Genomic DNA, 23,123 nt, shown 5'->3' on the forward strand with positions numbered 1-23,123 from the left:
CGAGATGCGATGGAATGACCTGTACATCGCCGGTGTGGGCACATATCTGCCCGAGCAGGTCGAGACGGTGGACGACGCCATCGCGGCCGGCCGGTACACAGAAGAGAAGAAGGCCATGAACGGCTACCGGGAGCTGCGCGTCGCGGCCCCTGGTGAGACCGGTCCGGTGATGGCCGCCAGGGCCGGCGTCGAGGCCGTGGAACGTTCGGGGCTCAGTCCGCTGGACTTCGGCCTGACCGTGCACGCCTCCCTGTCCCACCAGGGACTCGACCTGTGGACGCCCGCGAGCTACGTGCAGGCCAACACGGTCGGCGGCACCGGGCCGGCGTTCGAGGTCAAGCAGGGCTGCAACGGCCTCATGGCCGCGGTGGACCTGGCGGCCTCCTACCTCTCCTCGCACAAGGATCTGCCGGCCGCGCTCGTGACCGCGGGCGACGCCTTCCACCTGCCCTACTTCGACCGGTGGGCCTCGGAGGAGCAGAACGTCAACGGCGACGGCGCGGGGGCGCTCGTCCTGTCGAACCGTTCCGGCTTCGCCCGAATCCGCTCGATCCACTCGCACGCCGACTCGACGCTGGAGCAGATGTCGCGCGGCTACGCGGAATGGACCACGGGGCCGTTCGCGGACGGCCAGACCCTTCAGCTCAACAGCGGCGTGGAGGACTTCCTCCAGAACGCCGACGTCGACCTCGACGACATGATCGCGCGCATCGGCGGCGGAGTGCGGCACTCGCTCAAGATGGCGTTGTACGAAGCGGAGATCGAGCTCGCCGACGCTCGTTTCTTCCTGCACCAGCAGCTCGCGGAGACCATCGTCACCCACGGCATCTGCGGACTGCTGGGTGTCGACCGGAGCTCCACCACGTACGACTGGGCCAAGCAGTACAGCATGGTCGGCACCGCGGACATCGCTCTGGGACTCGACCACGTGCTGGCCGAGCGCGACCCGAAGCCGGGTGACCTGATCGTCCTGCAGTCCTCCGGCGCGGGCTACGTCTGGACCGCGGCCGTGCTGGAGATCCTCGAAGTTCCCTCCTGGGTCTAGAGAAGCGTGCGAAAGGGGCGGGCTCTCCTTGCGAGCCCGCCCCTTCAGCGTGTCTCAGACGTAGAGCGACTTCGAGGTCCAGTCCGGTTCCGGCAGCGCCTTGCGGTCGGTCTTGCCGTTGTTCGTGATCGGCAGCTCGTCCACGACGACGAACCCGGCCGGCACCATGTGTTCGGGCATGTTCGCGCGCATGTGGGCCTTCAACACCCGCTTGTCGAGGTCCTCGCCGGACTTCACGACCCACGCGATCAGCCTGCGGTCACCGCTGGGATGCGTGCGGAGGCTGACCGCCGCGGTGCGCACCTGCGGGTGCTCGGTCAGCGCGTTCTCGACCTCGCCCGGCTCGATGCGGAACCCGCGCAGCTTGAACTGGTCGTCGATCCGGCCGAGGAACTCGACCACGCCGTCCGCGCGCTTGCGTCCCTGGTCGCCGGTGCGGTAGTAGCGCTCACCGTTCCAGCCGCCGCGCACGAACTTCTCGTCCGTGAGGTCGGGCCGCTTCCAGTAGCCGCGCGCCACCTGCGCGCCGCCGATCCACAGCTCACCTGGCGTGCCGGGCTCGACCGGCTTTCCTTCCGCGTCCACGACGACGACCTCGACGTTCTGCAGCTGCGTGCCGATCGGCACCGCCCCGCCCAGGTCCTCGTCCGCGCCGATGCGGTGGCAGGTCGCGAACGTCGTCGTCTCCGTCGGCCCGTAGCCGTTGACGATCTGCAGCTCCGGCACGGCTTCGCGCAACTGCCGCACGTGCGGCACCGACACGACGTCCCCGCCGGTCATGACGGTGTGCAGGCCCTTGAACGCGGCCACGTCGACGTCGATCTGCCGGTGGAACAACGCCGCGGTCAGCCACAGCACGCTGATCTCGTTGGAGCGCAACAGGTCGCCGAGCTCCTCGGCCTGCACCACACCGGGCGGGGCGAGGACCACGCGGGCGCCGTTGAGCAGCGCTCCCCAGATCTCGAACGTGGCGGCGTCGAACGCGACCGGCGCGAGCTGAAGGATCCGGTCGCCGGGGGTGACGTCGACGTAGTTCGGCCCGGTGACGAGGTTCGTGATGTTGCGGTGCTCGATCATCACCGACTTCGGCTTGCCCGTGGACCCCGAGGTGTACATCAGGTAGGCGAGGTCCTCCGGAGCGACCGCCGGAAGCTCCACTGTGGACCGTCCGGCGGGCGGCGACACCTTCAGAGTGGTGAAGCCGGCGAAGAACTGGCCGATGACCAGGGACACGTCGGCGTCCGCGAGCATCATCGAGACCCGCGACCCGGGGTCCTCCGGGTCGATCGGCACGTACGCCGCGCCGGCCTTGAGCACGCCCAGCAGCGCCACGACGAGCTGCGGCGACCGTTCCAGGCACACCGCCACCCGGTCGCCGGGCAGCACGCCGGCCTCGGCGAGCTCGCCGGCCAGCGCGTCCGACCACCGGTCCAGCTCGGCATAGCTCAGGGAACCCTGTTCCGCGGACAGCGCCACCGCGTCAGGCGTTCTGGCCGCCCGGCAGCGGAACGCGTCGGTCACCGTTGTGGACATGCCCCAGCTCCTCTCATTTCGCCCATCCTCCGCAACCCGCCTCGAAGTCCCCTCGGGTCACAACTGGCGCTACAGGGGTGTTTGAGCTGCCCGAACAACACTCAGCGCGTCCGCTGCCCCACCTCACCGGAGGCGCATCCCCCATGAACGTCCGCAAGAAGGCTCTGGCCGCCGTGGCCGCCTGTGTGCTGGCAGTCCCCGTCGTCGCCGCCGCTGGTGCCAACGCGAAGCCCAACTACGAGAACGCTCTCGTCGGCCGCTGGGACCTCACCGTGACCATCCACATCGAGGAACCGCCGCTGCTCACGCCGCTGTTCTGCGACTTCACCGCCGACTACCAGCTGCACTGCGAGACCAAGCCGGGCTACCCGGACCAGCTGGAGGGCCGCGGGGTCTGGACCGCGCAGAAGGACGGCCAGTTCAGCTTCTGGATCACGCACCACGCCCACCGCGACGAGAACGGCAACCCGGTCGGTTCGATCAACGCGAGCCACCTGGGCAAGATCAGCGCGAACAAGAAGAAGTTCACCACCAAGGCGCACACCTACATCAACCTCAACGACGGCACCCCGTGGCAGGGACCGGTCGACGTCGAGGGTGACGCCAAGCGCATCTGAAGCTCCTGCGCCAGAAGGCCCCTCACCGCCGGTGAGGGGCCTTCTGGGGTTTCGGGCCCTGAAACGGCCTGAGGCCCCAGGCGGATCGCCTGGGGCCTCAGGATTCCATCGGGAGAGAACTACGCCTTGGCGGTGTCCTCAGCGCCCTCTTCGGCACCTTCCTCGGCCGGCGCGCCCCACTCCTCCTGCTTCAGCCAGCGAGGCAGGAACGAGGCGAGCAGCAACGCCAGGGCGGCGAAGCCGAAGCCCACGTACAGGGTGGTGCGGAACGCGTCCGTGAAGGACTGGCCCGCGGCCTGGTGCGTGAACTTGTCGGCGACGGCCTTGGCCTGCGGGTCGGCCTGAACCGCGGCACACGCCGAAGCATCCGGCGTACCGGAGAACGTGGTGGCGGCACAGGTCTGGAAAGCACCCGCGAGTTCCGTTGCCTTGGCGTCGGCGACACCGGCGGTCACGAGCTCCTGGCGGACCTGCGGGGCCAGCGACTCCGCGTTGGCAGCGCCGTGGGAGGCCAGCGGCGCGAAGAACGCCAGCGTCACGACCGAGATGCCGACCGCGAAACCGAGCTGCTGCTTGGTGTTGATCAGGCCGGATGCCGCACCCGCGTCCTCGTGCGGCACCTCCTGCAGGGCGAACAGCGCGATCGGGGTCGCGGTCATACCGAAACCGAGGCCGATCAGCAGCAGTCCGGGCACGAGGCCCCAGCTGGTGATGTCGGGGCTGATGGAGAACAGCAGCACCGCGACACCGACGGCGATCACGACGGCACCGACCTGCAGGACGGCGCGGCCGAACTTCGGCACCAGCGCGATGACCGAGGCCGACGCGGTGATGAAGGCACCGATGCAGAACGCCAGCAGCGTAACGCCGGTCCGCAGCGGCGAGAAGCCCAGACCCTCCTGCAGGAACAGGTACAGGGCCAGCATGAACATACCGGTGAACGAGAACATGCCCAGCATCAGCGCGAGGGCCGCGGAGAAGCTGCGGGACTTGAACAGGCTCAGCGGAACCAGCGGCATGCCGTCCTTGCGCTGCTTGGCGCGCTCGTAGGCGACGAAGCCGATGAAGCCGACAACAGAGGCGGCCATCAGCACGAAGCCCCACGCCGGCCAGTCCATCTCACGGCCGAAGGTCAGCGGGAACAGCAGAGCGGTGAGGCTGACGGTCGCGATGACGACACCGATCAGGTCGAGCCTGATCCGGCTCGGCGCCTTCGACTCGTTGATGTACTTCCAGCCCAGGACGTAGCCGATGATGCCGATCGGAACGTTGACCAGGAAGATCGAGCGCCATTCCCAGTTGAAGATGTTCGCGGCGACGAGCACGCCACCGACGAGCGGCGCGATCGTGGCGGCGAGGCCGCCGATGGTGCCCTGGATGGCGAAGACCGCGCCCTTCTCCTTGTCGGGGAAGGTGACGTGGATGATCGACATGACCTGCGGGACCATCAGGCCGGCCGCGAGACCCTGGGCCAGACGGGAGATCACGAGCATCTCGGGGTTGACCGAGATGCCGCACAGGAACGACGTGACGACGAAGCCGAGCACGCCGAGCTGGAACATCTTGCGACGGCCGTAGATGTCGCCGAGACGGCCACCGGTGATCAGTGTGAGCGCGAACGCGAACACGTAACCGGCGGTGATCCACTGCAGCTGCACGAAGCTCGCGCCCATGCCGTGCTGGATCGCGGGAAGCGCGACGTTGACGATGCTGCCGTCCAGCATGTCCATGAACGTCGCGACGGTCATGATGATGAACGCGATCCAGCGGCGCGGGTCCGCCGCCGAAGGCGCGTCAACGACCTCAGCCGCCTGCGCAGCGGCAGTCGCCGGTGGCGACTCCAGGTCGGGATTGGTATTGGTGGAGGTCACGATTTCTCCTCAAGTGACTTGTTTCGCTGCGCACGACAGGCGATGGGTCAGGACTACTCGTCGATGGCTGAAGGCCGGTCGAGTTGATCGAGGTCCCACCTCCTGCCTGAAAAACGACTGCCGGTCGATGACCTTCAGGGTGATCCCCTCCGCTTGAGTCCCGGTCAGGTCGCGGCAGAGCGTTTCGCGCGCACGCCGAAGGCCCTGGTGCCGGGGAGGTGGGCACCAGGGCCGATCGAACCCGGGGTCAGCCGTAAAGCGACGCCGGATAGGTGCGCACGGACGCGGTCTCGTACCGCAGGGCGACGTGGCTGGAGCAGCTCACCACGTCACGCCAGAACCGTTGCAGCGCACCACCTTCCGCGAGTCCGCTGGTGCCGGCGGCCCGCACCAGGCCACCGACCGCGTCGACCAGGACCTCGGCCGCGTAGGCGACGTTGCGCTCGTTGCGCGCCATCGCGGCCGGGGTGAACTCGCGGTCGTCGAGCACCCTGGCGTTCTGCTCCACGAGCAGTCTCGCCGACTCGACCTGACCCGACGCGCGGACCAGGTCGACCGCGGACGTCACGGCCTGCTTCTTCCCCGACAGCACCGAAACGCACGCGTCGAGCGCTCCCATCGCCGCACCGACGGCCGGAGCGGCGAACGTGAGGCCGCCGACCGCCTGGAACGGGACGTTGTGGCTCGGCACCGGCGACCAGCTGGTGCCGGTGAGGAGATCAGCCCGGTTGAGCGACAGGTGGGCCGGCACGAACACGTCGTCCACCACGACCGAATGGCTGCTGGTGGCCTTCATGCCGACGCTGTCCCACGTCTCGAGAACGGTGAAGTCCTTGCGCGGCAGCGCGAAGAAGCGACCTTCCTCGCCGACCATGCCGCACAGCAACGCCCAGTCGGCGAAGTCCACGCCGCTGACGTAGGTCCACCGGCCGCTGAGCCGGTGGCCGCCGTCGACGACGGTGCCCTTGCCCATGGGCGGCTGACCGGTCACCACGAACGTGTCCGGGCCGGACGCCCAGATCTCGTCATGACCCTGCTGCGGCAACAGCCCCGCGAACCGGGACGAGTACGCGGACAGCGACGCGCACCACGCCGCGGCCGAGCAGCCCTGTCCCACCGTGAGGACGGCCTGGGTCAGTTCTTCGAAAGTGCCTTGCGAGCCACCGCGTTCGGCTGCGACGAAGTGCCGCGCGAACCCGGCTTCGCGCAGTGCCTCCACGACCTCGGGAGCCAGCTTGCGGGTGGCGTCGGCGTCGGCCGCGTACTCCGCGGCGATCAGCTTGACCTTTTCCGCGAGCGCGACGAGCCCGGTGTTCTGAGCAGTCACCTCGTCACCTCCTGGGGAACTTCACGCAGCCTGAACGGGCAGGTCGCGGTGAATGGTGCGGGACTTGGTGTAGAGCTTGCCGTCGATGCGCACGAGCACGTCCTCGATGGAGAACGTCGGCTCGAAGCTGACCACGCCCTCGGCGGTCGTGCGGGTGACGAGCGACGCGTAGCTGACGTTCAGCGTGTTCTCGTCGACCTCTTCGATCAGGTAGTGGTCGTTCCAGTGCCGCACGGCGACGCCCTTGTAGCGGGGCAACGCGGCGCTGGCGCCGGCGATCAGGGCCGCCCGGCCCTCGACCTTCTCGCTCCGGTGGGCGTGGTCGGTGACCCCGTCCTCGGTGAACGTCTGGGCGTAGCCCTCCACGTCCAACGCGTCGAGCAGCCGCATCTGCTGGGCGTAGAACGTCTGAACCTCGATGTGGACCGCAACATTGACAGGGGACACGACAACTCCTCGGTCTGCCGGTTTCGCTACCGCGAATATGGGTGCGGCCGCTGGACATCCGGTCGAGCCGTCCTGGTTCGACCCCGGTTCCAGGTGGGGTTGAGACAAACCGGGCAGGGTCGAAGGCGACATCTCCCTTACTAGAACTCGCGAGGAGGGCCACATGGCCTCAACTCCCGATGTCGCCAAGTCGGTGACGGTCGAGGCGACGATCGAGCAGGCGTTCGCGATCTTCGCGTCGAAGCCGATCGAGTGGTGGCCGGAGTCGCACGTGTTCGTCAAGGACCGGCAGGCCATCACGATCGAACCGTTCGTCGGCGGGCGCTACTTCGAGCGCGGCGCGGACGGCGAGGAGATCGCCTGGGGCACCATCACCGAGTGGGACCCGCCGAAGCGTCTCGTCATGACGTGGCGCGTGGGTCCCTACTGGCAGCCGATCTTCGACGACGAGAAGGCCTCGTTCATCAAGGTCGACTTCGAGGTCGTCGGCCCGACGACGACCAAGGTCACGCTGACCCACGCCGACCTGCACCGCCACGGTGAGATCGCCGAGGGCATCCACAAGGCGCTCGACGGCCCGTCGCCGGGCGAGACGCTGGAGACGTACGCCCGCGTCATCGAGAAGCACGTCCCGAAGGCTGCCTGAGACCCGGAATTCTCAGGCACAAAGAGAAACGGCCGCCCCAAGCCTCCGGGGCGGCCGTTTCTTCGTGCTGTCTACGCGCCGAGCTCGATCGCTTCGTCGTGCGTGCGGTCGACGACGCTCTTGACGTCGACGACCCGGCCGAGCTGCTTGATCAGCTGGACGATCGTGCGACCCGGCTGCAGCTCGACGACGACGTCGAGGCGGGACAGATCGCCCCGCTCGGCCGGCGCGAGGCTGAGCGACTCGACGTCCACGCCACGGCTGGAGAACAGCACCACGATCCGTGCCAGCGCACCGGGTTCGTTGCGCAGCAACAGGGAAAGCGAATGTCTGGTCATCACTCTTCCTCGTCGAACAGGGGCCGGATGCCCCGCGCGGCCATGACCTCGTCGTTGCCGGTGCCCGCGGCGACCATCGGCCAGACCTGGGCGTCCTGTCCCACCACGAAGTCGACGACGACGGGCCGGTCGTGGACCGCCATCGCCTCCAGGATGGTTCCGTCCACTTCGGACTGGCTGTCGCACCGCAGGCCGACGCAGCCGAGCGCGTCGGCCAGCTTGACGAAGTCGGGGTGGCGCTGGTGCGTGCCGAGCCTGGTGTTGGAGTAACGGCCCTCGTAGAACAGGGTCTGCCACTGGCGGACCATGCCGAGGTTGCCGTTGTTGATGATCGCGACCTTGATCGGGATGCCTTCGGCGGCACAGGTCGCGAGTTCCTGGTTGGTCATCTGGAAGCAGCCGTCGCCGTCGATGGCCCACACCGTGCGGTCCGGTGCGCCCGCCTGCGCGCCCATCGCCGCCGGCACCGCGAAGCCCATCGTGCCCGCGCCACCGGAGTTGATGAACGAGCCGGGGCGTTCGTACTTCACGTACTGCGCCGCCCACATCTGGTGCTGGCCGACGCCCGCGGTGTAGATGGCCTCCGGGCCGGCGAGCCTGCTGAGCCGTTCGATCACGTACTGCGGCGCGAGCATGCCGTCGGCCGGCCAGTCGTAGCCGAGCGGGTAGGTGGCGCGCAGCCCGCCGAGGTAGTTCCACCAGTCCGTGAGATCGGTCTTCCTGGTGATCACCGCTGAGAGCGCTGCCATGACGTCGCGGCAGTCGCCGACGATGCCGACGTCCGCCTTGCGGTTCTTGGAGATCTCGGCGGGGTCGATGTCGGCGTGGATCACCGCGGCGTGCGGGGCGAACTCCGGCAGCAGTCCGGTGACCCTGTCGTCGAACCGGGTTCCGAGCGCGATCAGCAGGTCGGCCCGTTGCAGCGCGGCGACGGCCGGCACCGTGCCGTGCATGCCCGGCATCCCCAGGTGCAGCGGGTGCGAGTCGGGGAACGCGCCGCGGGCCATGAGCGTGGTGACGACCGGAATCCCGGTCTTCTCCGCGAGTTTGTGGAGCTCCTGCGCCGCACCGCTGCGGATCACGCCGCCGCCGATGTAGAACACGGGTCGTTTCGACGAACCGATCAGCTGGGCGGCGTTGCGGATCTGCACCGGGGAGAGCACCGGGCGTGACGGCGTGGCGAGCTTCGGCGGTGTGTAGGTCGTGGCGGTGGCCAGCACGTCCTTGGGCAGGTCCACCAGCACCGGGCCCGGTCGCCCCGTTGACGCGAGCAGGAACGCCTCGGCGATCACCCGCGGAATGTCGGCCGGGTCGTGCACCTGGAAGCTGTGCTTGGTGATCGGCAGCGTGATGCTGCGGATGTCCGCCTCCTGAAAGGCGTCCGTCCCGATCACCGACCTCGCTACCTGGCCGGTGATCGCCACGATCGGCACGGAGTCCATGTAGGCGTCCGCGAGCGGCGTCACCAGGTTCGTGGCCCCCGGCCCCGAGGTCGCCATGCAGACGCCCACTCGTCCGGTCGCCTGCGCGTATCCCTGAGCGGCGTGGCCGGCGCCCTGTTCGTGGCGCACCAGCACGTGCCGGATCTTCGAGTCGAACAGCGGGTCGTACGCGGGCAGGATCGCCCCGCCCGGCATCCCGAAGATCACCTCGCAGCCGACGTCCTCGAGCGCCTTGATCAACGCACCTGCACCGGTGGTATCCACGGTTGCTCCCGAACGGATCTCAGCCCGCGAGCTGGCGCTCCAGCTGGCGAGGCGACAACGGCTTGTCGAGCGACGGCTCGGAGCTCAGGATCGCCCGCTGCAACTGACGCAGCCTTTCGGACGGCTCAAGCCCCAGCTCTTCGATCAACGTGTCGCGCAGCGACTGGTACGCCTCCAGCGACTTCCACTGCCGTCCGGCCCGGTAGAGCGCGAGCATGTACTGCGCGCACAGGTTCTCGTGCATCGGGTGCTGCGCGGTGAGAACCGACAGCTCGGACAGCAGCGACTGGTGCTTGCCCAGCTGGAGGTCGGCCTCGATGCGGGTCTCCAGCACGCCGAGGCGGCTCTCCTGCAACCGGGTGACCTCCATGCCGAGCCGGACGCCGATCTGCACGTCCACGAGCACCGGTCCGCGCCACACCTCGGCAGCACTGCGCAGCAGCCTGCTCGCGGACTCCAGGTCGCCGATCTCGAACGCCCGCTGACCCGCGCTCGCGAGCCGCTCGTAGCTGCGGACGTCGACGCTCTCCGGCGGAACGTCCAGCATGTAGCCGCCGTAGCGGGTCACCAGAACGTTCTTCGCGACACCGGGACCCTCCCCCGGCATGGCCGCCTCGATGCGCCGCCGCACCTGCAGCACGTACGTCTGCAAAGTGGTGAGTGCGCTGCGTGGCGGTGTCATTCCCCAAAGCTCTTCGATCAGCGTGGGAACCGTGACGACGTGTCCTGCCTGGAGTCCGAGCAGCGAGAGCACCTGCCTGGGCTTCACCGCGCTCGGCGCGATCGAGACGCCGTTCTCCCGTGCCTCCAGCGGTCCAAGAACCTTGATCTCCATTGGAGCCTCCCCTGCTCAGCGGCGGACGACTTGGTCGTGCCATCAAGTTCACCTGAGGCGGGCTATCGGACGCCACGTATCCGGCCATGACTCTCGGATGGCGAACTACTGCGCCCGGCGTGAGATATTCATATACTCAAACGAACCCAAACCGTCCCGCCTCGTAATCGTCCGACCACGAGCGGTGACAGTTGCGAAAAATACTCGTCCATTGGCGTGACATTGAGTGGCGAGTCAATGCGACTTCGCATTCTGAACCGATTCAGTTGCCGACTCGAACTGCCCCCACATGTCTAGTATTCGGCCTGGGCGCGCGCCGTGTGAGGCGATGACCGGCGTGGACACTCAGACTTTGCTCTGGAGCGGTTTGCTCTTGGGGGGCACGTGAATGCTTCGCCTGCGATACCGAGATACCGCGCGATCATCGTCGCGGTGTTCGCCGCGGTGTGCCTGACCGACCTGACGCGCGCGCTACTTCTCACCGGCGAAGTCACCGAATTGGCGGTGTCGGTCATTGATTTAGCGGTACTTGTCCTGCTGCAAGTGTCGTATTTCCGGCGACTGAGCGCAGTCCAGCGACGCCTCGCACTGACCGCCCAGGCCGCACTCCTGGTCCTGCCGTACGTCCTGTTCGGCTATTCCTGGACGGGCGTCGCGGGCCTCGTCGCCGGCAACGCCCTCCTGATCCTGCGCCCGGCGTTCGGCTGGTCGATCTTCGTGGCGACGGTGGTCGCGACAGGCCTCGCCCAGGCCGCCCACGGCGAGGCGATGATGGCCACCACCGCCACCGCACTGCTGCTCGCGGGCCTGGCCACAGGCTTCGCGACCCACCGCGACTGGCCCGCTCCCGTCACTCCCGAACGCCAGCCGGCGCCCGCCCTCGCCGTAGACCCAGCGGTAGATCCCGTGGTCACCACCACCGCGGCGGTCACCGCCGAACGCGTCCGCGTGGCCCGCGACCTGCACGACCTGCTCGGCTACAGCCTCAGCGCCATCAAGCTGAAGAGCGAACTGGCTCACCGGATCGTCGCCGACCGCCCGGACCACGGCTGGGAGTTCATGCAGGAGCACATCACCGACATATTGGACATCACCCACCACGCCCTGGCCGACGTGCGCTCTCTGGCTCGCGCCTACCGCCCGCTCTCGCTGGCGGACACGTCCGACTCGGCCAAGGCGATGCTGGCGGCCTCGAACATCGACGTCAGCGTCGAACTGGCCCACGACCCGCTCCCCGAGCCGGTCGAGACCGTCCTGGCCGCCGTCCTGTGCGAGGCCGTCACGAACGTCCTGCGCCACAGCGACGCCAGCACCTGCACCATCGGCGTGCACCAGCGCGGCGCCACGATCCTGCTCGACGTCATCAACGACGGCGCCGCCGACCGCGCGGCCTCCGCCGACTGCAACGGCGTCCGCAACCAGGCCGAACGCATCAAGGCCGTCGGCGGCACCTTCAGCGCCCGCCACATCGGCGACGGCTCGTTCCACGTCCACGCCACCATCCCGGCCACCCCGGAGCCCTAGCCCAGGCCCGAAGCAGCCGGACAAACCAATATATCGGCGCACCCCGCCGCCGTTCGCCCCAAAAACGATCTTCACACACACCCCTGACCTGGCCCTTAGCAACGAGTCTTTGGACTTCGTCCGCAAAAGACTCGTTGCAATGGCCCCGGCGAAGGCGCGGCGAAGATCAGGAGCGGCCGGCCTGAGACCGGCCCGGCGCCAGTCCAGGACCGGCTCAGAACCAGCCGGACTTGCGGGCGATGCGGACGGCGTCGACCCGGTTGCGGGCGTCGAGCTTGGCCGTCGCCGCCGTCAGGTAGTTACGGACCGTGCCGACCGACAGGAACAGAGTCGTGGCGATTTCCATGGCGTCCGCCCCGTCGGAGGCGAGCCGCAGCACTTCCAGTTCGCGTGGTGTCAGAGGGCACTCGTCGGTGTCCCACGCGGAAAGAGCGAGCTGCGAGTCGATCACGCGCCGGCCGATTGAGACTCCGCGAATGGCGTCCGCGAGTTCTCCAACCGGAGCATCCTTGAGGATGAAGCCATTCACTCGCGCGTTGAGCGCCCGCCGCAGAGTGCCCGGCCGGCCCAGGCTCGTGAGAATGAGTGTGCGCGTCTCCGGTGCGGTGTCGTGGATCACGGTGGCGGCGGAAAGGCCGTCCATGCCCGGCAGGTCGATGTCGAGCACCGCTACGTCCGGTTTGTTCTTCTCGACCGCTGCGATGATTTCGTCACCCGTTGCGACAGAGGCGACGACCTCAATATCCGGTTCAAGATTCAACAAGGCGACCAAAGCACCGCGGACCATTTGCACGTCCTCGGCTAGTAGCACTCTGATCATCCGACCCCCTTGCTTGCCCCCAGGTCACCATTTCGAGTCTTACACTCGGTGACCATGCAGGACAAGCATTGAGTCCGGGTGCGCCGAGCGTTACTCCAAATGCGCTAGAAGCAATTAATGAGGTTAATCGGCGGATGACCTGGGGTCACCGCTCGCTCACAGATAGCTCAAGGACCGAATCGGGTACCGGGACGACTCGAGCAGTGCCCGAGCACAAAGCGGTACAAGCGATTCGGCCCCTGAAGCAGGCTCTGAAGCGATCATCCCGGGGATGACTCAGCGCGTCTCACCCCATCGCTCCAGCAGTTCCAGGCCGCCGTCGACGGTGATCACCTGACCCTGAATCCACGCGGCCTCGTCGGTGCAGAGCAACGAAACGGCGTTCGCGATGTCCTGCGGCAGGGTGACGCGACCGGACGGGCTCTTGATCGCGAGCCGGTCCACCAGGTCCGGATCGATGTTCATGGGGCCGTTGTCCACAACGGTGGTGACGACGGCATTCACCGCGACCTTGTACCAAGCCATCTCCAGCGCCAGCGTCCGAATCACGCCGTGCACCGGCGTCACCGTGTAACCGGCGATGACCACGCGGCCGCCGTCGACGAGAGCCTTGGCGAGCGGCTCCACGATGTTCAGCAACGGCGTGAGGTCCGGCGACACGGCGTGGTGCACGAAGAAGTCGAGCTGCCCACGTTCCTGCTTGACCTGGTCGAGCAGGAAGCGGACCGAGTGCTCGTCGTGGATGTTCAGCTTGGTGACCGTCACCGAGCCGGGCTTGCCCGCGAGCACGGTCTTCGCGCGCTCCAGGTCGACGTTGTCCTCGTCCGATGTCGTCAGGATGACGTGGGCGCCGTTGTCGCAGAGCTTGCTCGCGATGGCGAGACCGAGCCCGTGCGTTCCCGACGTGACAACTGCGATCTTGCCGTCGAGTCCCAGGCGCGTGTTGACAGGTTCGATCATGATGCCGACCACCTCTGTTGTCCGCGTGGTGATCGACGTTCCGCCCGGCCGCTAGGGCCGAACTCGACTACTTCTTGCGCAAACCTTCCAAAACACGAAGGATCGCGCTTTCGACCTCACGCCCGGTGCGCTTGGGATCGGACGAGCTCGCGATGGCGCTCGCGCACGCGGACAGTGCGCCGAACAACAGCCGGGCCATGATCTCCACCGGCGCTTCCTCGATCTCACCGGCGTCCACGAGCAGCTGCACCGCCGTGCGGAGCAGACCGAAGCTGAACTGCTCCTCCGCCTCGCGCCAGCGTTCCCAGCCCATCACCACCGGCGCCTCGTGGACGATGATCCGCTGATACTCCGGTTCCAGGCACTTGCGGACGTACGCGCGCAGACCGGCCACCGCGGTCTCCCAGGCGTCGCCGTCCGCCGTGATCACCGCGGTCAGCGAGGCGATCGAGCGGGTCTCGACCTGGGTGAAGGCTGCCTCGAACAACGCCTGCTTGCCGCTGAAGTGGTGGTAGAGCGCGCCTTTCGTCACGCGGGCACGTTTGACGACCTCGTCGAGCGAGGTGCCGGCGTAGCCGCGTTTGGTGAAGAGGTCGACGGCGCTGTCCACCAACGCCTGCCTGGTCGACTCCGAGTACTCGGAGCGTCGAGTTCGCACGACCGAAACGTATCTCACATACCGACGGTACGTACCGGTGGTATGTTCGTGTCATACCGAGGGTATGCGAGAAACCGGGGGTACGAGACATGGGCTGGGCAGACCACTACCGTCGCCGCGACGCGCTCGACGCCGTCCTGCGCGACGCCCGCCGCGACCCGTCCGCGCCGCTGATCGTGGATCCGGACGTCTTCGGCTCACTGCACGAACTGCTGCTGGCGCTCGACCACCGCTGGCAGAACAAGCTGACCGCCCGCATGGAGAACGCCGGGCTGGACGGCCGCGTCGACGAGGAGCGCGTCACCGCCGAACTCGCCGCCGACGAGCCGGTCCTGCGAGCGGTGCTCGACACACACCTATCGCTCGACAGTTACCGGACGGTAGGAATGACTCCATGAGTCGTTGGACCGAAGCCGACATCCCCGACCAGACCGGCCGCACAGTCCTGGTGACCGGCGCGAACTCCGGTCTCGGCCTGCGCACCGCCCAGGTGCTCGCGGCCAGGGGAGCCCACGTGATCATGGGCTGTCGCTCGGTCCAGCGCGGAGAGACCGCGCGACGCACCGTCAACGGTTCGGCCGAGGTCCTCGAACTCGACCTCGCCGACCTGGCCTCCGTGCGCGCGGCCGCGGAGAAGGTCGGGAAGCTCGACGTCCTCATCAACAACGCGGGCATCATGGCCGTTCCGCTCGGCCAGACCACGGACGGCTTCGAGCGCCAGTTCGGCACCAACCACCTGGGCCACGCCGCCCTGACGTTCCTGCTGCTTCCGGTACTCCGACGAAGCCCAGATGCGCGCGTCGTGACCGTGTCGTCGCTGATGCACCAGTACGGCCGCATGAACTTCGACGACCCGAACTGGGAACGCCGCTCATACAGCGCTCGCAGCGCCTACAGCCAGTCCAAACTGGCGAACCTCCTGTTCGCGCGCGAGCTGGAGCGCCGTTCACCGGACGTGACGTCCATCGCGGCCCACCCCGGCATGACGGCGACCGACCTGGCCAACAACATGGCCGACGCGCACAGGTCCGTCGTCCTGCGGGCGGGCGGCAAGCTCTTCGGCCTGTTCTCGCAGTCTGTCGAGATGGGCGCATTGCCGCAGCTCTACGCGGCGACGTCACCCGAGGCACACGGCGGTGCGTACTACGGCCCCGGAGGCTTCAACGGCCTGCGCGGCCACCCGTCCACCGCGGGGATGACCGCCGCCGCGCGTGACGACCTGGCCGCGAACCGCCTTTGGGAGCTCACGATCAAGCTGACCGGAATCGCTCCAGATCTTCCGTAGGGGTGTCGGCGCCCTCGCCAGGCGAAGGCGCCGACGAGGCCCGGTCGTCACCTCCGGGCCGGGAACATCTTCAGCCCGGGCGTGTTGTTCATGTTCGACGCGACCTGCGTCAACAACAGATCGTGAACAAAGAGCGCTCCACCGGGAGCCGGGTTCTGGCACTTAGCCTGACCTGGGAGTGCGTGACCCCGGACACTTGAGCGCGCAGCGTAGGGTGAGGACGTGACTGTGGTACCTGAGGGTCGGAAGCTGCTGCGGCTCGAGGTCCGCAACAGCGAGACGCCGATCGAGAAGAAGCCCTCGTGGATCAAGACCAGGGCGAAGATGGGTCCCGAATACCGGGAGCTCAAGAGTCTGGTCAAACGCGAAGGCCTGCACACGGTCTGCGAAGAGGCCGGCTGTCCCAACATCTACGAGTGCTGGGAAGACCGCGAGGCCACGTTCCTGATCGGCGGCGAGCAGTGCACCAGGCGCTGCGACTTCTGCCAGATCGACACGGGCAAGCCCGCCGACCTCGACCGCGACGAACCGCGCCGGGTCGCCGAGTCGGTCCAGGCGATGGGCCTGCGCTACTCCACCGTCACCGGCGTCGCCCGTGACGACCTGGAGGACGGCGGCGCGTGGCTGTACGCGGAGACCGTCCGCCAGATCCACGAGATGAACCCCGGCACGGGCGTCGAGCTGCTGATCCCGGACTTCAACGCGGTCCCGGAGCAGCTGGCCGAGGTCTTCGAGTCCCGTCCCGAGGTGCTCGCGCACAACCTGGAGACCGTCCCGCGGATCTTCAAGCGCATCCGCCCGGCGTTCCGCTACGAGCGTTCGCTCGAGGTGATCACCAAGGCCCGCGAGTTCGGCCTGGTCACCAAGTCGAACCTGATCCTCGGCATGGGCGAGACCCCCGAGGAGGTCACGGAGGCGCTCGCCGACCTCTACGACGCGGGCTGCGACATCATCACCATCACCCAGTACCTGCGCCCGTCGCCGCGGCACCACCCGGTCGAGCGCTGGGTGAAGCCCGAGGAGTTCGTCCAGCACAAGGAGACGGCCGAGGAGATCGGCTTCCTCGGCGTGATGGCGGGCCCGCTGGTCCGCTCCTCCTACCGCGCCGGCCGTCTCTACGCGCAGGCGAAGCAGAAGCGCGGCGAGGACCTCCCGGAGAGCCTCCAGCACCTGCTGACGGTGTCCGCGTCCCAGGAGATCACGAGCCTGCTCGCCCCGCGCTGAGCGGAGTGAACGGCGAGCCAACCGATATATCAGCTGGTCACCCACCCAGGGTGACCAGCTGTTTTGCATCCGGATGCAAAAGACGTTTGCGGACGTCCGCAAACGTCTTTTGCATAACCGATATATCAGCGCACTCGGGCGTCGGCTTTCGAGGGCGACATCCGGAACTCGACGGTGGCGTGGAGGCCGGGTGTGCCGAGCGCTTCCCGGAGGCGTGGCAGGCCCTCGTCGTCGATGCGGCGGCGGATCCCCCGCAGATCGGCGTCGCCGTGGGCGCGGACGACGAGGGCCAGGCTCGGGGCGGTGTGCGGACCGGTCAGCGAGGCCTCGACCTTGCGCACACCGGGGTAGGCGGTGACCTCCTCGGCGAACGGCGCGGTGGCCGTCGCCGTGGTGATGCGGGTGGTGCCGGCCTCGTCGGCCCAGCGCCAGGACGCCACCTTGCGGCGCGGGATCTGGGCGGTGAGCCAGCGCAGGCACAGCAGTGCGATCACCACCGCAGCGGCCGCGATCACCCACAGCACCCACGTCTGCGGCAGCGCCGTGCCGGGTAGCAGTGCGTCGGAGCGGTCCGCCTGGGGCACGAAGCCGTAGTGGACGGCGACCGCGAAGGCGCCGGCGAGCATCAGGACCAGGCCCAGCAGGCCGAGGAGGAATCGGTTCACGGTGTGCTCCTGAGTGCCTTGACCCGCACCACGACCTGCGGCGGCCGGGCGAGGGCGAACTCGCCGACGCGGTGTTCCACGGCCGCGCGGACAGCGTCACCGAGGCCGTCGACCACGGCGCGCCGGGTCCGCACCACGGCGCGGACCCGGCGGCGGCGCACCTTCACGGCGGCGGATTCGACGCCGTCGACGACAGCGGCGGACCGCAGGGCGTTGCGCAGGCCGCGCACCGACACCGCGGTGTGCTGGTCCAGTGCCGCCGTCCGCGCCCGGCCGGGCACCACCGCGGCGAGGAACAGCACCAGTCCGATGGCCGTGACGACCCCGCCCGCCACGGCCGTCTCCCGAGCCGACCACGTCGTGTCGTGCAGCAGGCCGGCCAGGGAGTCGTACGGCAGCAGCGGCACCTCGCCCACGGCCAGCTGGATCGCGCACACCGCCACCAGGACCGACGCCGCCAGCAGGACGAGCGCCGTGAGCGTCGCGGGCAGGGCCCGGCGAGAACGGCGGGTCACAGGACCCTCCTCACCGGGGCCGTGTCCGCGCGCAGCACGCCGACCGACACGTTCACCACCGACACCCGCAGGCCGGTGAGCGCGGCGACCCTGGCGACCAGGTGGGCGCGCACACGAGCGGCGGTCGACGCGACGGGTGCGGGGTAACGGAGGTCGAGGCGCGCGTCGAGCGTGGTCACTCCCCCGGTCACCCGTGCGGTGACCGCGCAGTCGAGCACGTCCGGGACCTCCATGGCGGCGCGCCCGGCGATGCGGCCCACCGCGCGGTCCGCGACGGTGGTCAGACCCGGCTGTGTCACGTCAGGCCGTGTCAGACCAGGTGGGGCCGGACCAGGTTGGACGGCGACGAGCGGTGTGGTCATCGTCAGTCCCGATCCCTGCCCAGCAGCTGCGCGAGGTCGAGCTTGCCCTCGGCGACCCGGCCCGCGACCAGGCCGAGCGCGCCGAAGACGAGCACGAGCAGGAACGCGCTGAAGCCCCCGAACGCGGCGGCCAGGCCGAGCGCGAGCCCGGTCAGCAGGCCCAGTGCGGTGGTGCTCATGTCGGTTCCTCTCACTGCACGCGCGTGGTCTCGGGCTCGTCGCCCTCGGTCTCACTCGGGATGTGCACGTCGTTGACGTTGATGTTGACCTCGACGACCTCGAGGCCGGTGATCTGCTCGATCGCCGTGATCACGTTGGTGCGCACCGACTTCGCGAGGTCCGCGATCGGCACGCCGTACTCGACGACGAGCTCCAGGTCGACCGCGGCCTGCTTCTCGCCGACCTCGACCGACACGCCCTGACCCGCGCTCGCGGTGGCGCCGGGGATGCGGTCGCGCAACGCGCTCAGTGCCCGCGTCGCGCCGCCGCCCAGCGCGTGCACACCCCGGATCTCCCGCGCCGCGAGGCCCGCGACCTTCTGCACGACGACGTCCGCGATGGTGGTGGATCCCTTGTCGGTCACCAGCTTCCCGGCCGCGACACCGTTCTTCTCCACAGTCTGCGTGCTCATCGCAATCCCTTCCTTCGAAGCGTCCACATCAGATCGACAACGACAACCGCCGAAACGTCACGACCCGTTCAGGTGATCGAGGGCACGTTTGTCCACATCGGTCACCACGATTCGCAGGACGGCTTCTTCCCATTGCGTACCAAGGAGAACCGACTTCAATACCGCACCGGCCTCCGCGAGCGGCAGCGGCAGCCGGGTGGCGACGACCCGGACGCACACCAGTCCGTCCTCGACGTCGACGGCCAGCGCGTCCACGTCCCAGGAGATCCACGAGCGAGCAGGATCGGGCACCGACGGACGAAGCCCGTCGACCTTCTCCAGTGCCTTCAACAACTCCGTCACGATCACCATGCGACGTCCACGATCGTCACGAGAACGGACTCCACCTCGACGCCGGTCAGTTCCGGCACGAGCGCGCGCACCGACCGTTGCACGGCCTGAGCCACGGCCGCGGCCTGGTCCTGGCCCGAGATCACCACGTCCACCTCCAGCACCGCGGCCGTTTCCGACCACCGCACCCGCACGCCTTCCACCGGCGCGGGCTGCAACCCCTTGATCTGCTGCCTCGCCGCGCGCACCACCGAACTCACCAGGCCGGCCACACCCGGCTGCACGCGCACGCCGGCGACCCGCTCGGCCGCGTGCACCGCGACCGCCGCCACCGCCGGAGCGGACACGACTGTTTCGATCACTCGCTCATCCTTCGAGAACGTCGGACACGACGAGGTCCAGGCGGGCGAGCCGCACACCGATCCGTGCGGAGGCCGCGGCCAGCACCCGGCGCCGCACCTCGTCGTACGCCTGGTGCGTGACCTGGCCGGCGGTGATCGCGATGCTCAGTTCGACCTCGATCACCGGGTCCATGCCGGTCGACTCCGGTGCTTCGACGACACGGCATCCACGCGCCCGCACGCCGTCCACGCCGTCCGCCGCGTAGCGCAGTACCGCCGCGACCGCGCGCGTGCTGATCCGGGCCAGTCCGTCGCCGGGCAACGGCACGACATCGGATCGCCGCACGTCGGCGCGCACCGCGGACATCACGCGGCTGACCAGGTCGAACGGCGGCTCGACCTCCTCGCGGACCATCTCCGCGGTCGCCTCGCGCAGAACCAGAAGGCTCTCCCGCACTGCCCCGCAGTGCGGACATGAGCGCATGTGTTCGCCAGAGAGGTCGATCGCCTCCCAGACTTCTTCTACGTCCCGCCCGCACGGCAGGACGTAGTCGGACGTCACCGCCACGGCGCCATCACCTCCGCGAGTTGTGCCCGTGCCCGCGCGAGCCTGCCGCGCACCGACTGCTGGGTCGTGCCGATCGCCTCGGCGATCTCGTCGTAGGACCGGCCGTGGACCTCACGCAGCACCCAGCACGCCCGCTGTTCGGGGGTGAGACCGCGCAGTGCGGCTTGCAGCGCGTCGAGCTGCGCGTTCACCTCCACCGCGCGGTCGGGCCGGGTGCGCGGCGCCGGCGACTCGTGCTCGTCGAGCTCGGTGTCGGCGTGCGGTTTGCGCTTGCGCAGCACGTTCAGGCACTGGTTGGTGGTGGTGCGGTAGAGCCAGCCGATGAACGCCCTGTCGTCGTTGAGCTGTCCGAGACGCCGCCACGCCGTGAGGAACACGTCCTGCACCGCGTCCTCGGCGTCGCCGGTGCTGCCCACGATGCGCAACGCCAGCCGGTACATCGGCCCCTGGTAACGGCGCACGAGCTGCTCATAAGCCCTCATGTCGCCGTCGCGGGACCTTGCCACCAGCGTGGCGTCGTCGAGTGCGGCTGCTTCGGCCACGCTCATGCGCACACCCCCCGCCCAATTTGCTTCGTCGCCCGATGGACACGTTCGAACGCGGAACGTCACGCGGTTCCCTGATTTCCCACCCGTGATCGCTCTCACCCGGTTTTCACCCGACCGTGGCGTGACGAAGCTGCGGGGACGGGCATTGAACAGGCGTCAGACCAACCAGCTCAGGAGGACGCGATGTCGCTGTCGGACAAGATCGGCAACAAGGCGGAAGAGCTCGGCGGCAAGGCCAAGGAGACCGCGGGTGAGGTCACCGGCGACGAGCAGCTCGCCAACGAGGGCCGCGCCGATCAGGCGAAGGCGGCCGTGAAGGAAGGCGTGGAGAAGGTGAAGGACGCTGTCGGCGGGGTTGTCGACAGCGTTGCCAAGCACCTCAAGAAGTAGAGCACCTCAAGAAGTAGTTAGAGGCTCTCACTCACGTGAGACGGACCTCGCCCACGACGACGCCGTCGAGCTCGCGCACGAAGTCGGCGCCGAACGCGCTGGACGGCGTGTGCGAGCCGGGTGCCACGCCGTTGATCTTGCCGATGGCGCGGAGCACGGAGTCCGCGGTGAGGCTGTAGGCGTTCGGGGTGGTGATCGCGCATTCGACCTTCGTCTGCGCGTCCCACGCCTCGCCGAACACCTCGGCCCTCGTGTTGGCGCGCTTGCGCTCGTCGGGGCCCTTCACCTTGCCGGCGACGGTCTTCGCGACGCTCTGCACGAACGGCGTCTGCAACACGGGCGCGAACACCTGCTGCAGTTGCCCGAGCATGCCCGGCACGGTGGTGAACGTCGTGATGTTCGGAATCCCCGTCGAGCGGTAAGCGGTGCTCACATCGCCCCACGGGATGCTGCCGACCTCGCGCGGCCCGGACCGGAAGTAGGCGGTGCGCCGCCGATGCCCGATGCGGACGCTCCTCAGGTCACCGTTCACGCGGATCCGCCCACCCACGGCCGCGGCCTCGACGGACGTCTTGGTCGTACCCGCGCTGGCTCCTCCCCCGACGACGAACGCGAGGTCGAGGTGCGTCGCGGACGGCAGGGCGTTCTTCAGGATCGCGGCGAGGCAGTCCGTGGGGACGACGTCGAACCCGGCGCCGGGCAACAGCACGATGCCGGCCTTGCGCGCGTCGATGTCCCTCAGGCCGATGGACTCGAAGACGTCGATCTCGCCCGTGATGTCGAGGTAGTGCGTGCGAGTCTTCAGGCAGGCGTCCACCATCGCGGTGGACGTGTGCGCGAACGGTCCCGCGCAGTGCACGACGGCGTCGACGTCCTCGAGATGCGCCCGCGCCTGGCTCAGGTCGAACGCCCGATGCTCCAGCCCGAGCGCGGCGGCGATCGGCTCGACCTTCTCGAGCGAGCGCCCGGCGAGGATCGGCCGTTCCCCGCGCTGGACCGCGAGCTCGGCGATGAGGCGTCCGGTGTAGCCGTTGGCGCCGTAGACCATCCACGTCATGCCGCGACCTTACCGGCGAGTAGGCCGTCGGGAACCGACCAAAGAGCCGATCAGCAGAAGTACGCCCACCGCGATCACCGGCAGTCCCCAGAGCAGGCGGCGATGCCTCAAATCGGCACAGATGTCCACATAGGCCGGACTGACCGCGGAGGCCGCGGGCTCGTCGAAGCCGAGCCCCAGGCTGTTGCCGCACGGGATCAGCGACCCGCTCGGTGCCTCGACGGCCAGCATCACGAACAGGATCGCACCCCCACCGAGCAAGAACGCGAGACCGACCACGACGGCGAACGTGCGCACTGACATGAGCAAAAGTTACGTCTCAAATGGACTTGGGGATAGCCCTGGTCAGACGCATTGGGGTTGATCCCCTAATCCCCAGCTAAACGCTCTCACGCCCCCGCATCCCACGATGCGGGCGAGAACGAGTAGCGCTGCTCCACACGGCCGTTGCGCGGATGCGGCGCGGGGGCGCCGACCTTGATCCATCCGAGGCGTTCGTAGAGCCGCACGCCCCGGACGTTGTCGACGTAGACCAGCAACTCGGCCTTCTCGTATCCGTTCTTGATCAACACGTCGGGCAAGGCGCGCAACAACGCCTCACCGACACCTTTGCCCCACGCGTCCGGATGCACGCCCACGTAGTTGATGTAGGCGGTGTCCGTCTCTTGTGGACCTCCGGCGATGAAACCCACGGCCTCACCGCCTTCCTGCGCGATCAGCAGCAACGAAGGCTCGTTCACGAGAGCGCTCTCCACGCCGGGGCGCGCCGCTTCGAGCGACGGAACCTCGTCGTAGCCATCCCTCCTGGCGACGGCGTGCGCCCAGATCAACGCGGCGGTGTCGACGTGTTCCGGTCCCCCTTGGATGATCTCCATGCAGG

General features: G+C 68.3%; 30 protein-coding genes. 8 read left to right on the forward strand and 22 right to left on the reverse strand.

The window, feature by feature from the left end; translation table 11 throughout:
- Positions 1-4 precede the first annotated feature (4 nt).
- Entirely contained in the window at positions 5-1,045 is a 1,041-nt protein-coding gene (locus tag BM417_RS26870; RefSeq protein WP_093600104.1) for a ketoacyl-ACP synthase III family protein, read from the forward strand.
- A 54-nt stretch (positions 1,046-1,099) separates the two neighbouring features.
- Here the strand turns inward: BM417_RS26870 and BM417_RS26875 are convergent, their stop codons facing one another.
- Positions 1,100-2,578 carry an amino acid adenylation domain-containing protein gene (locus BM417_RS26875; protein WP_093600107.1) on the reverse strand — a complete coding sequence of 493 codons (1,479 nt, stop codon included), beginning with the start codon at positions 2,576-2,578 and terminating at the stop codon, positions 1,100-1,102.
- A gap of 143 nt (positions 2,579-2,721) precedes the next feature.
- On the opposite strand from BM417_RS26875, the gene BM417_RS26880 reads away from it, so the two are divergent.
- Positions 2,722-3,195: a hypothetical protein gene (locus BM417_RS26880; protein WP_093600110.1), complete on the forward strand. Its 474-nt coding sequence runs from the start codon at positions 2,722-2,724 to the stop codon at positions 3,193-3,195.
- Between the two features lie 119 nt (positions 3,196-3,314).
- On the opposite strand, the gene BM417_RS26885 is transcribed toward BM417_RS26880, so the two are convergent.
- From BM417_RS26885 to BM417_RS26895, 3 genes are all read right to left on the reverse strand, one after another.
- Positions 3,315-5,066, reverse strand: coding sequence for a DHA2 family efflux MFS transporter permease subunit (locus BM417_RS26885; protein WP_093600113.1), 1,752 nt, complete (start codon positions 5,064-5,066; stop codon positions 3,315-3,317).
- A gap of 247 nt (positions 5,067-5,313) precedes the next feature.
- Positions 5,314-6,393, reverse strand: a complete 1,080-nt coding sequence (locus BM417_RS26890) for an acyl-CoA dehydrogenase family protein (RefSeq protein ID WP_093600116.1) — start codon at positions 6,391-6,393, stop codon at positions 5,314-5,316.
- Between the two features lie 21 nt (positions 6,394-6,414).
- Complete coding sequence (locus BM417_RS26895) at positions 6,415-6,840, reverse strand: nuclear transport factor 2 family protein (protein ID WP_036013177.1); 426 nt, start codon at positions 6,838-6,840, stop codon at positions 6,415-6,417.
- A gap of 163 nt (positions 6,841-7,003) precedes the next feature.
- On the opposite strand from BM417_RS26895, the gene BM417_RS26900 reads away from it, so the two are divergent.
- Positions 7,004-7,486: an SRPBCC domain-containing protein gene (locus tag BM417_RS26900; RefSeq protein WP_093600122.1), complete on the forward strand. Its 483-nt coding sequence runs from the start codon at positions 7,004-7,006 to the stop codon at positions 7,484-7,486.
- Between the two features lie 71 nt (positions 7,487-7,557).
- On the opposite strand, the gene ilvN is transcribed toward BM417_RS26900, so the two are convergent.
- From ilvN to BM417_RS26915, 3 genes are read right to left on the reverse strand one after another with little or no spacing between them, the layout of a single operon-like run.
- On the reverse strand, positions 7,558-7,824 hold the full coding sequence (ilvN, locus tag BM417_RS26905) for an acetolactate synthase small subunit (RefSeq protein WP_093600125.1): 267 nt from the start codon (positions 7,822-7,824) through the stop codon (positions 7,558-7,560).
- Entirely contained in the window at positions 7,824-9,530 is a 1,707-nt protein-coding gene (locus BM417_RS26910) for an acetolactate synthase large subunit (RefSeq protein ID WP_245822185.1), read from the reverse strand. The genes ilvN and BM417_RS26910 overlap by 1 nt, the downstream gene beginning before the upstream one ends.
- 19 nt (positions 9,531-9,549) lie before the next feature.
- Positions 9,550-10,365 carry an AfsR/SARP family transcriptional regulator gene (locus BM417_RS26915; RefSeq protein ID WP_030474542.1) on the reverse strand — a complete coding sequence of 272 codons (816 nt, stop codon included), beginning with the start codon at positions 10,363-10,365 and terminating at the stop codon, positions 9,550-9,552.
- A 384-nt stretch (positions 10,366-10,749) separates the two neighbouring features.
- Between BM417_RS26915 and BM417_RS26920 the strand changes: the two genes are divergently transcribed.
- Positions 10,750-11,889 (forward strand): sensor histidine kinase, encoded by a 1,140-nt coding sequence (locus BM417_RS26920; protein ID WP_143138812.1) that lies wholly within the window; start codon positions 10,750-10,752, stop codon positions 11,887-11,889.
- A gap of 214 nt (positions 11,890-12,103) precedes the next feature.
- Here the strand turns inward: BM417_RS26920 and BM417_RS26925 are convergent, their stop codons facing one another.
- The 3 genes from BM417_RS26925 to BM417_RS26935 form a co-directional block, all read right to left on the reverse strand.
- Positions 12,104-12,709, reverse strand: coding sequence for a response regulator transcription factor (locus tag BM417_RS26925; protein ID WP_093600134.1), 606 nt, complete (start codon positions 12,707-12,709; stop codon positions 12,104-12,106).
- A 276-nt stretch (positions 12,710-12,985) separates the two neighbouring features.
- Positions 12,986-13,669 carry an SDR family NAD(P)-dependent oxidoreductase gene (locus BM417_RS26930; protein ID WP_143138813.1) on the reverse strand — a complete coding sequence of 228 codons (684 nt, stop codon included), beginning with the start codon at positions 13,667-13,669 and terminating at the stop codon, positions 12,986-12,988.
- 67 nt (positions 13,670-13,736) lie between these two features.
- Entirely contained in the window at positions 13,737-14,327 is a 591-nt protein-coding gene (locus tag BM417_RS26935) for a TetR/AcrR family transcriptional regulator (protein WP_093600712.1), read from the reverse strand.
- 89 nt (positions 14,328-14,416) lie between these two features.
- On the opposite strand from BM417_RS26935, the gene BM417_RS26940 reads away from it, so the two are divergent.
- The 3 genes from BM417_RS26940 (at position 14,417) to lipA (ending at position 16,836) form a co-directional block, all read left to right on the forward strand.
- Positions 14,417-14,725 (forward strand): hypothetical protein, encoded by a 309-nt coding sequence (locus BM417_RS26940; protein WP_093600139.1) that lies wholly within the window; start codon positions 14,417-14,419, stop codon positions 14,723-14,725.
- On the forward strand, positions 14,722-15,612 hold the full coding sequence (locus BM417_RS26945; RefSeq protein WP_093600142.1) for an oxidoreductase: 891 nt from the start codon (positions 14,722-14,724) through the stop codon (positions 15,610-15,612). Before BM417_RS26940 ends, BM417_RS26945 begins: the two co-directional genes overlap by 4 nt.
- 222 nt (positions 15,613-15,834) lie before the next feature.
- Complete coding sequence (gene lipA / locus BM417_RS26950) at positions 15,835-16,836, forward strand: lipoyl synthase (protein WP_093600145.1); 1,002 nt, start codon at positions 15,835-15,837, stop codon at positions 16,834-16,836.
- Positions 16,837-16,961: 125 nt separating this feature from the next.
- On the opposite strand, the gene BM417_RS26955 is transcribed toward lipA, so the two are convergent.
- The 9 genes from BM417_RS26955 to BM417_RS26995 form a co-directional block, all read right to left on the reverse strand.
- Positions 16,962-17,501, reverse strand: a complete 540-nt coding sequence (locus BM417_RS26955; RefSeq protein WP_093600148.1) for a hypothetical protein — start codon at positions 17,499-17,501, stop codon at positions 16,962-16,964.
- Positions 17,498-18,016: a DUF6286 domain-containing protein gene (locus tag BM417_RS26960; RefSeq protein ID WP_093600151.1), complete on the reverse strand. Its 519-nt coding sequence runs from the start codon at positions 18,014-18,016 to the stop codon at positions 17,498-17,500. The genes BM417_RS26955 and BM417_RS26960 overlap by 4 nt, the downstream gene beginning before the upstream one ends.
- On the reverse strand, positions 18,013-18,315 hold the full coding sequence (locus BM417_RS26965; protein ID WP_245822186.1) for an Asp23/Gls24 family envelope stress response protein: 303 nt from the start codon (positions 18,313-18,315) through the stop codon (positions 18,013-18,015). Before BM417_RS26965 ends, BM417_RS26960 begins: the two co-directional genes overlap by 4 nt.
- 65 nt (positions 18,316-18,380) lie before the next feature.
- On the reverse strand, positions 18,381-18,557 hold the full coding sequence (locus BM417_RS47965) for a hypothetical protein (RefSeq protein ID WP_093600157.1): 177 nt from the start codon (positions 18,555-18,557) through the stop codon (positions 18,381-18,383).
- An 11-nt stretch (positions 18,558-18,568) separates the two neighbouring features.
- On the reverse strand, positions 18,569-19,009 hold the full coding sequence (locus BM417_RS26975; RefSeq protein WP_093600160.1) for an Asp23/Gls24 family envelope stress response protein: 441 nt from the start codon (positions 19,007-19,009) through the stop codon (positions 18,569-18,571).
- Positions 19,010-19,066: 57 nt separating this feature from the next.
- Positions 19,067-19,360, reverse strand: coding sequence for a hypothetical protein (locus tag BM417_RS26980; RefSeq protein ID WP_093600163.1), 294 nt, complete (start codon positions 19,358-19,360; stop codon positions 19,067-19,069).
- Positions 19,354-19,701, reverse strand: coding sequence for an Asp23/Gls24 family envelope stress response protein (locus tag BM417_RS26985; RefSeq protein WP_177320618.1), 348 nt, complete (start codon positions 19,699-19,701; stop codon positions 19,354-19,356). Before BM417_RS26985 ends, BM417_RS26980 begins: the two co-directional genes overlap by 7 nt.
- 4 nt (positions 19,702-19,705) lie before the next feature.
- Positions 19,706-20,248: a hypothetical protein gene (locus tag BM417_RS26990; RefSeq protein ID WP_093600169.1), complete on the reverse strand. Its 543-nt coding sequence runs from the start codon at positions 20,246-20,248 to the stop codon at positions 19,706-19,708.
- Complete coding sequence (locus BM417_RS26995; RefSeq protein WP_093600172.1) at positions 20,239-20,796, reverse strand: RNA polymerase sigma factor; 558 nt, start codon at positions 20,794-20,796, stop codon at positions 20,239-20,241. Before BM417_RS26995 ends, BM417_RS26990 begins: the two co-directional genes overlap by 10 nt.
- A 183-nt stretch (positions 20,797-20,979) precedes the next feature.
- Here BM417_RS26995 and BM417_RS27000 point away from each other — a divergent pair, with 183 nt between their 5' ends.
- Entirely contained in the window at positions 20,980-21,186 is a 207-nt protein-coding gene (locus BM417_RS27000; RefSeq protein ID WP_093600175.1) for a CsbD family protein, read from the forward strand.
- A 31-nt stretch (positions 21,187-21,217) separates the two neighbouring features.
- On the opposite strand, the gene BM417_RS27005 is transcribed toward BM417_RS27000, so the two are convergent.
- The 3 genes from BM417_RS27005 to BM417_RS27015 all read right to left on the reverse strand — a co-directional run bounded on the left by BM417_RS27005 (position 21,218) and on the right by BM417_RS27015 (position 23,118).
- Positions 21,218-22,243: a saccharopine dehydrogenase family protein gene (locus tag BM417_RS27005; RefSeq protein ID WP_093600178.1), complete on the reverse strand. Its 1,026-nt coding sequence runs from the start codon at positions 22,241-22,243 to the stop codon at positions 21,218-21,220.
- A 9-nt stretch (positions 22,244-22,252) separates the two neighbouring features.
- Positions 22,253-22,546 carry a hypothetical protein gene (locus BM417_RS27010; protein ID WP_093600715.1) on the reverse strand — a complete coding sequence of 98 codons (294 nt, stop codon included), beginning with the start codon at positions 22,544-22,546 and terminating at the stop codon, positions 22,253-22,255.
- 86 nt (positions 22,547-22,632) lie between these two features.
- Positions 22,633-23,118 carry a GNAT family N-acetyltransferase gene (locus BM417_RS27015; RefSeq protein ID WP_093600181.1) on the reverse strand — a complete coding sequence of 162 codons (486 nt, stop codon included), beginning with the start codon at positions 23,116-23,118 and terminating at the stop codon, positions 22,633-22,635.
- Positions 23,119-23,123: the final 5 nt, after the last annotated feature.

The sequence above is a fragment of the Lentzea waywayandensis genome (assembly GCF_900115955.1).
Taxonomy (GTDB): domain Bacteria; phylum Actinomycetota; class Actinomycetes; order Mycobacteriales; family Pseudonocardiaceae; genus Lentzea; species Lentzea waywayandensis.

Bases quoted from the DNA above. Each gene is read 5' to 3' on its own strand.
- BM417_RS27010 (WP_093600715.1), bottom strand. From the start codon at position 22,546: ATGTCAGTGCGCACGTTCGCCGTCGTGGTCGGTCTCGCGTTCTTGCTC.
- BM417_RS26975 (WP_093600160.1), bottom strand. From the start codon at position 19,009: ATGAGCACGCAGACTGTGGAGAAGAACGGTGTCGCGGCCGGGAAGCTG.
- BM417_RS26925 (WP_093600134.1), bottom strand. From the start codon at position 12,709: ATGATCAGAGTGCTACTAGCCGAGGACGTGCAAATGGTCCGCGGTGCT.
- BM417_RS27015 (WP_093600181.1), bottom strand. From the start codon at position 23,118: ATGGAGATCATCCAAGGGGGACCGGAACACGTCGACACCGCCGCGTTG.
- BM417_RS26900 (WP_093600122.1), top strand. From the start codon at position 7,004: ATGGCCTCAACTCCCGATGTCGCCAAGTCGGTGACGGTCGAGGCGACG.
- BM417_RS47965 (WP_093600157.1), bottom strand. From the start codon at position 18,557: ATGAGCACCACCGCACTGGGCCTGCTGACCGGGCTCGCGCTCGGCCTG.
- BM417_RS26870 (WP_093600104.1), top strand. From the start codon at position 5: ATGCGATGGAATGACCTGTACATCGCCGGTGTGGGCACATATCTGCCC.
- BM417_RS27005 (WP_093600178.1), bottom strand. From the start codon at position 22,243: ATGACGTGGATGGTCTACGGCGCCAACGGCTACACCGGACGCCTCATC.
- BM417_RS26995 (WP_093600172.1), bottom strand. From the start codon at position 20,796: ATGAGCGTGGCCGAAGCAGCCGCACTCGACGACGCCACGCTGGTGGCA.
- ilvN (WP_093600125.1), bottom strand. From the start codon at position 7,824: ATGACCAGACATTCGCTTTCCCTGTTGCTGCGCAACGAACCCGGTGCG.
- BM417_RS26875 (WP_093600107.1), bottom strand. From the start codon at position 2,578: ATGTCCACAACGGTGACCGACGCGTTCCGCTGCCGGGCGGCCAGAACG.
- BM417_RS26880 (WP_093600110.1), top strand. From the start codon at position 2,722: ATGAACGTCCGCAAGAAGGCTCTGGCCGCCGTGGCCGCCTGTGTGCTG.
- BM417_RS26945 (WP_093600142.1), top strand. From the start codon at position 14,722: ATGAGTCGTTGGACCGAAGCCGACATCCCCGACCAGACCGGCCGCACA.
- BM417_RS26940 (WP_093600139.1), top strand. From the start codon at position 14,417: ATGGGCTGGGCAGACCACTACCGTCGCCGCGACGCGCTCGACGCCGTC.
- BM417_RS26930 (WP_143138813.1), bottom strand. From the start codon at position 13,669: ATGATCGAACCTGTCAACACGCGCCTGGGACTCGACGGCAAGATCGCA.
- BM417_RS27000 (WP_093600175.1), top strand. From the start codon at position 20,980: ATGTCGCTGTCGGACAAGATCGGCAACAAGGCGGAAGAGCTCGGCGGC.
- BM417_RS26915 (WP_030474542.1), bottom strand. From the start codon at position 10,365: ATGGAGATCAAGGTTCTTGGACCGCTGGAGGCACGGGAGAACGGCGTC.
- BM417_RS26980 (WP_093600163.1), bottom strand. From the start codon at position 19,360: ATGGTGATCGTGACGGAGTTGTTGAAGGCACTGGAGAAGGTCGACGGG.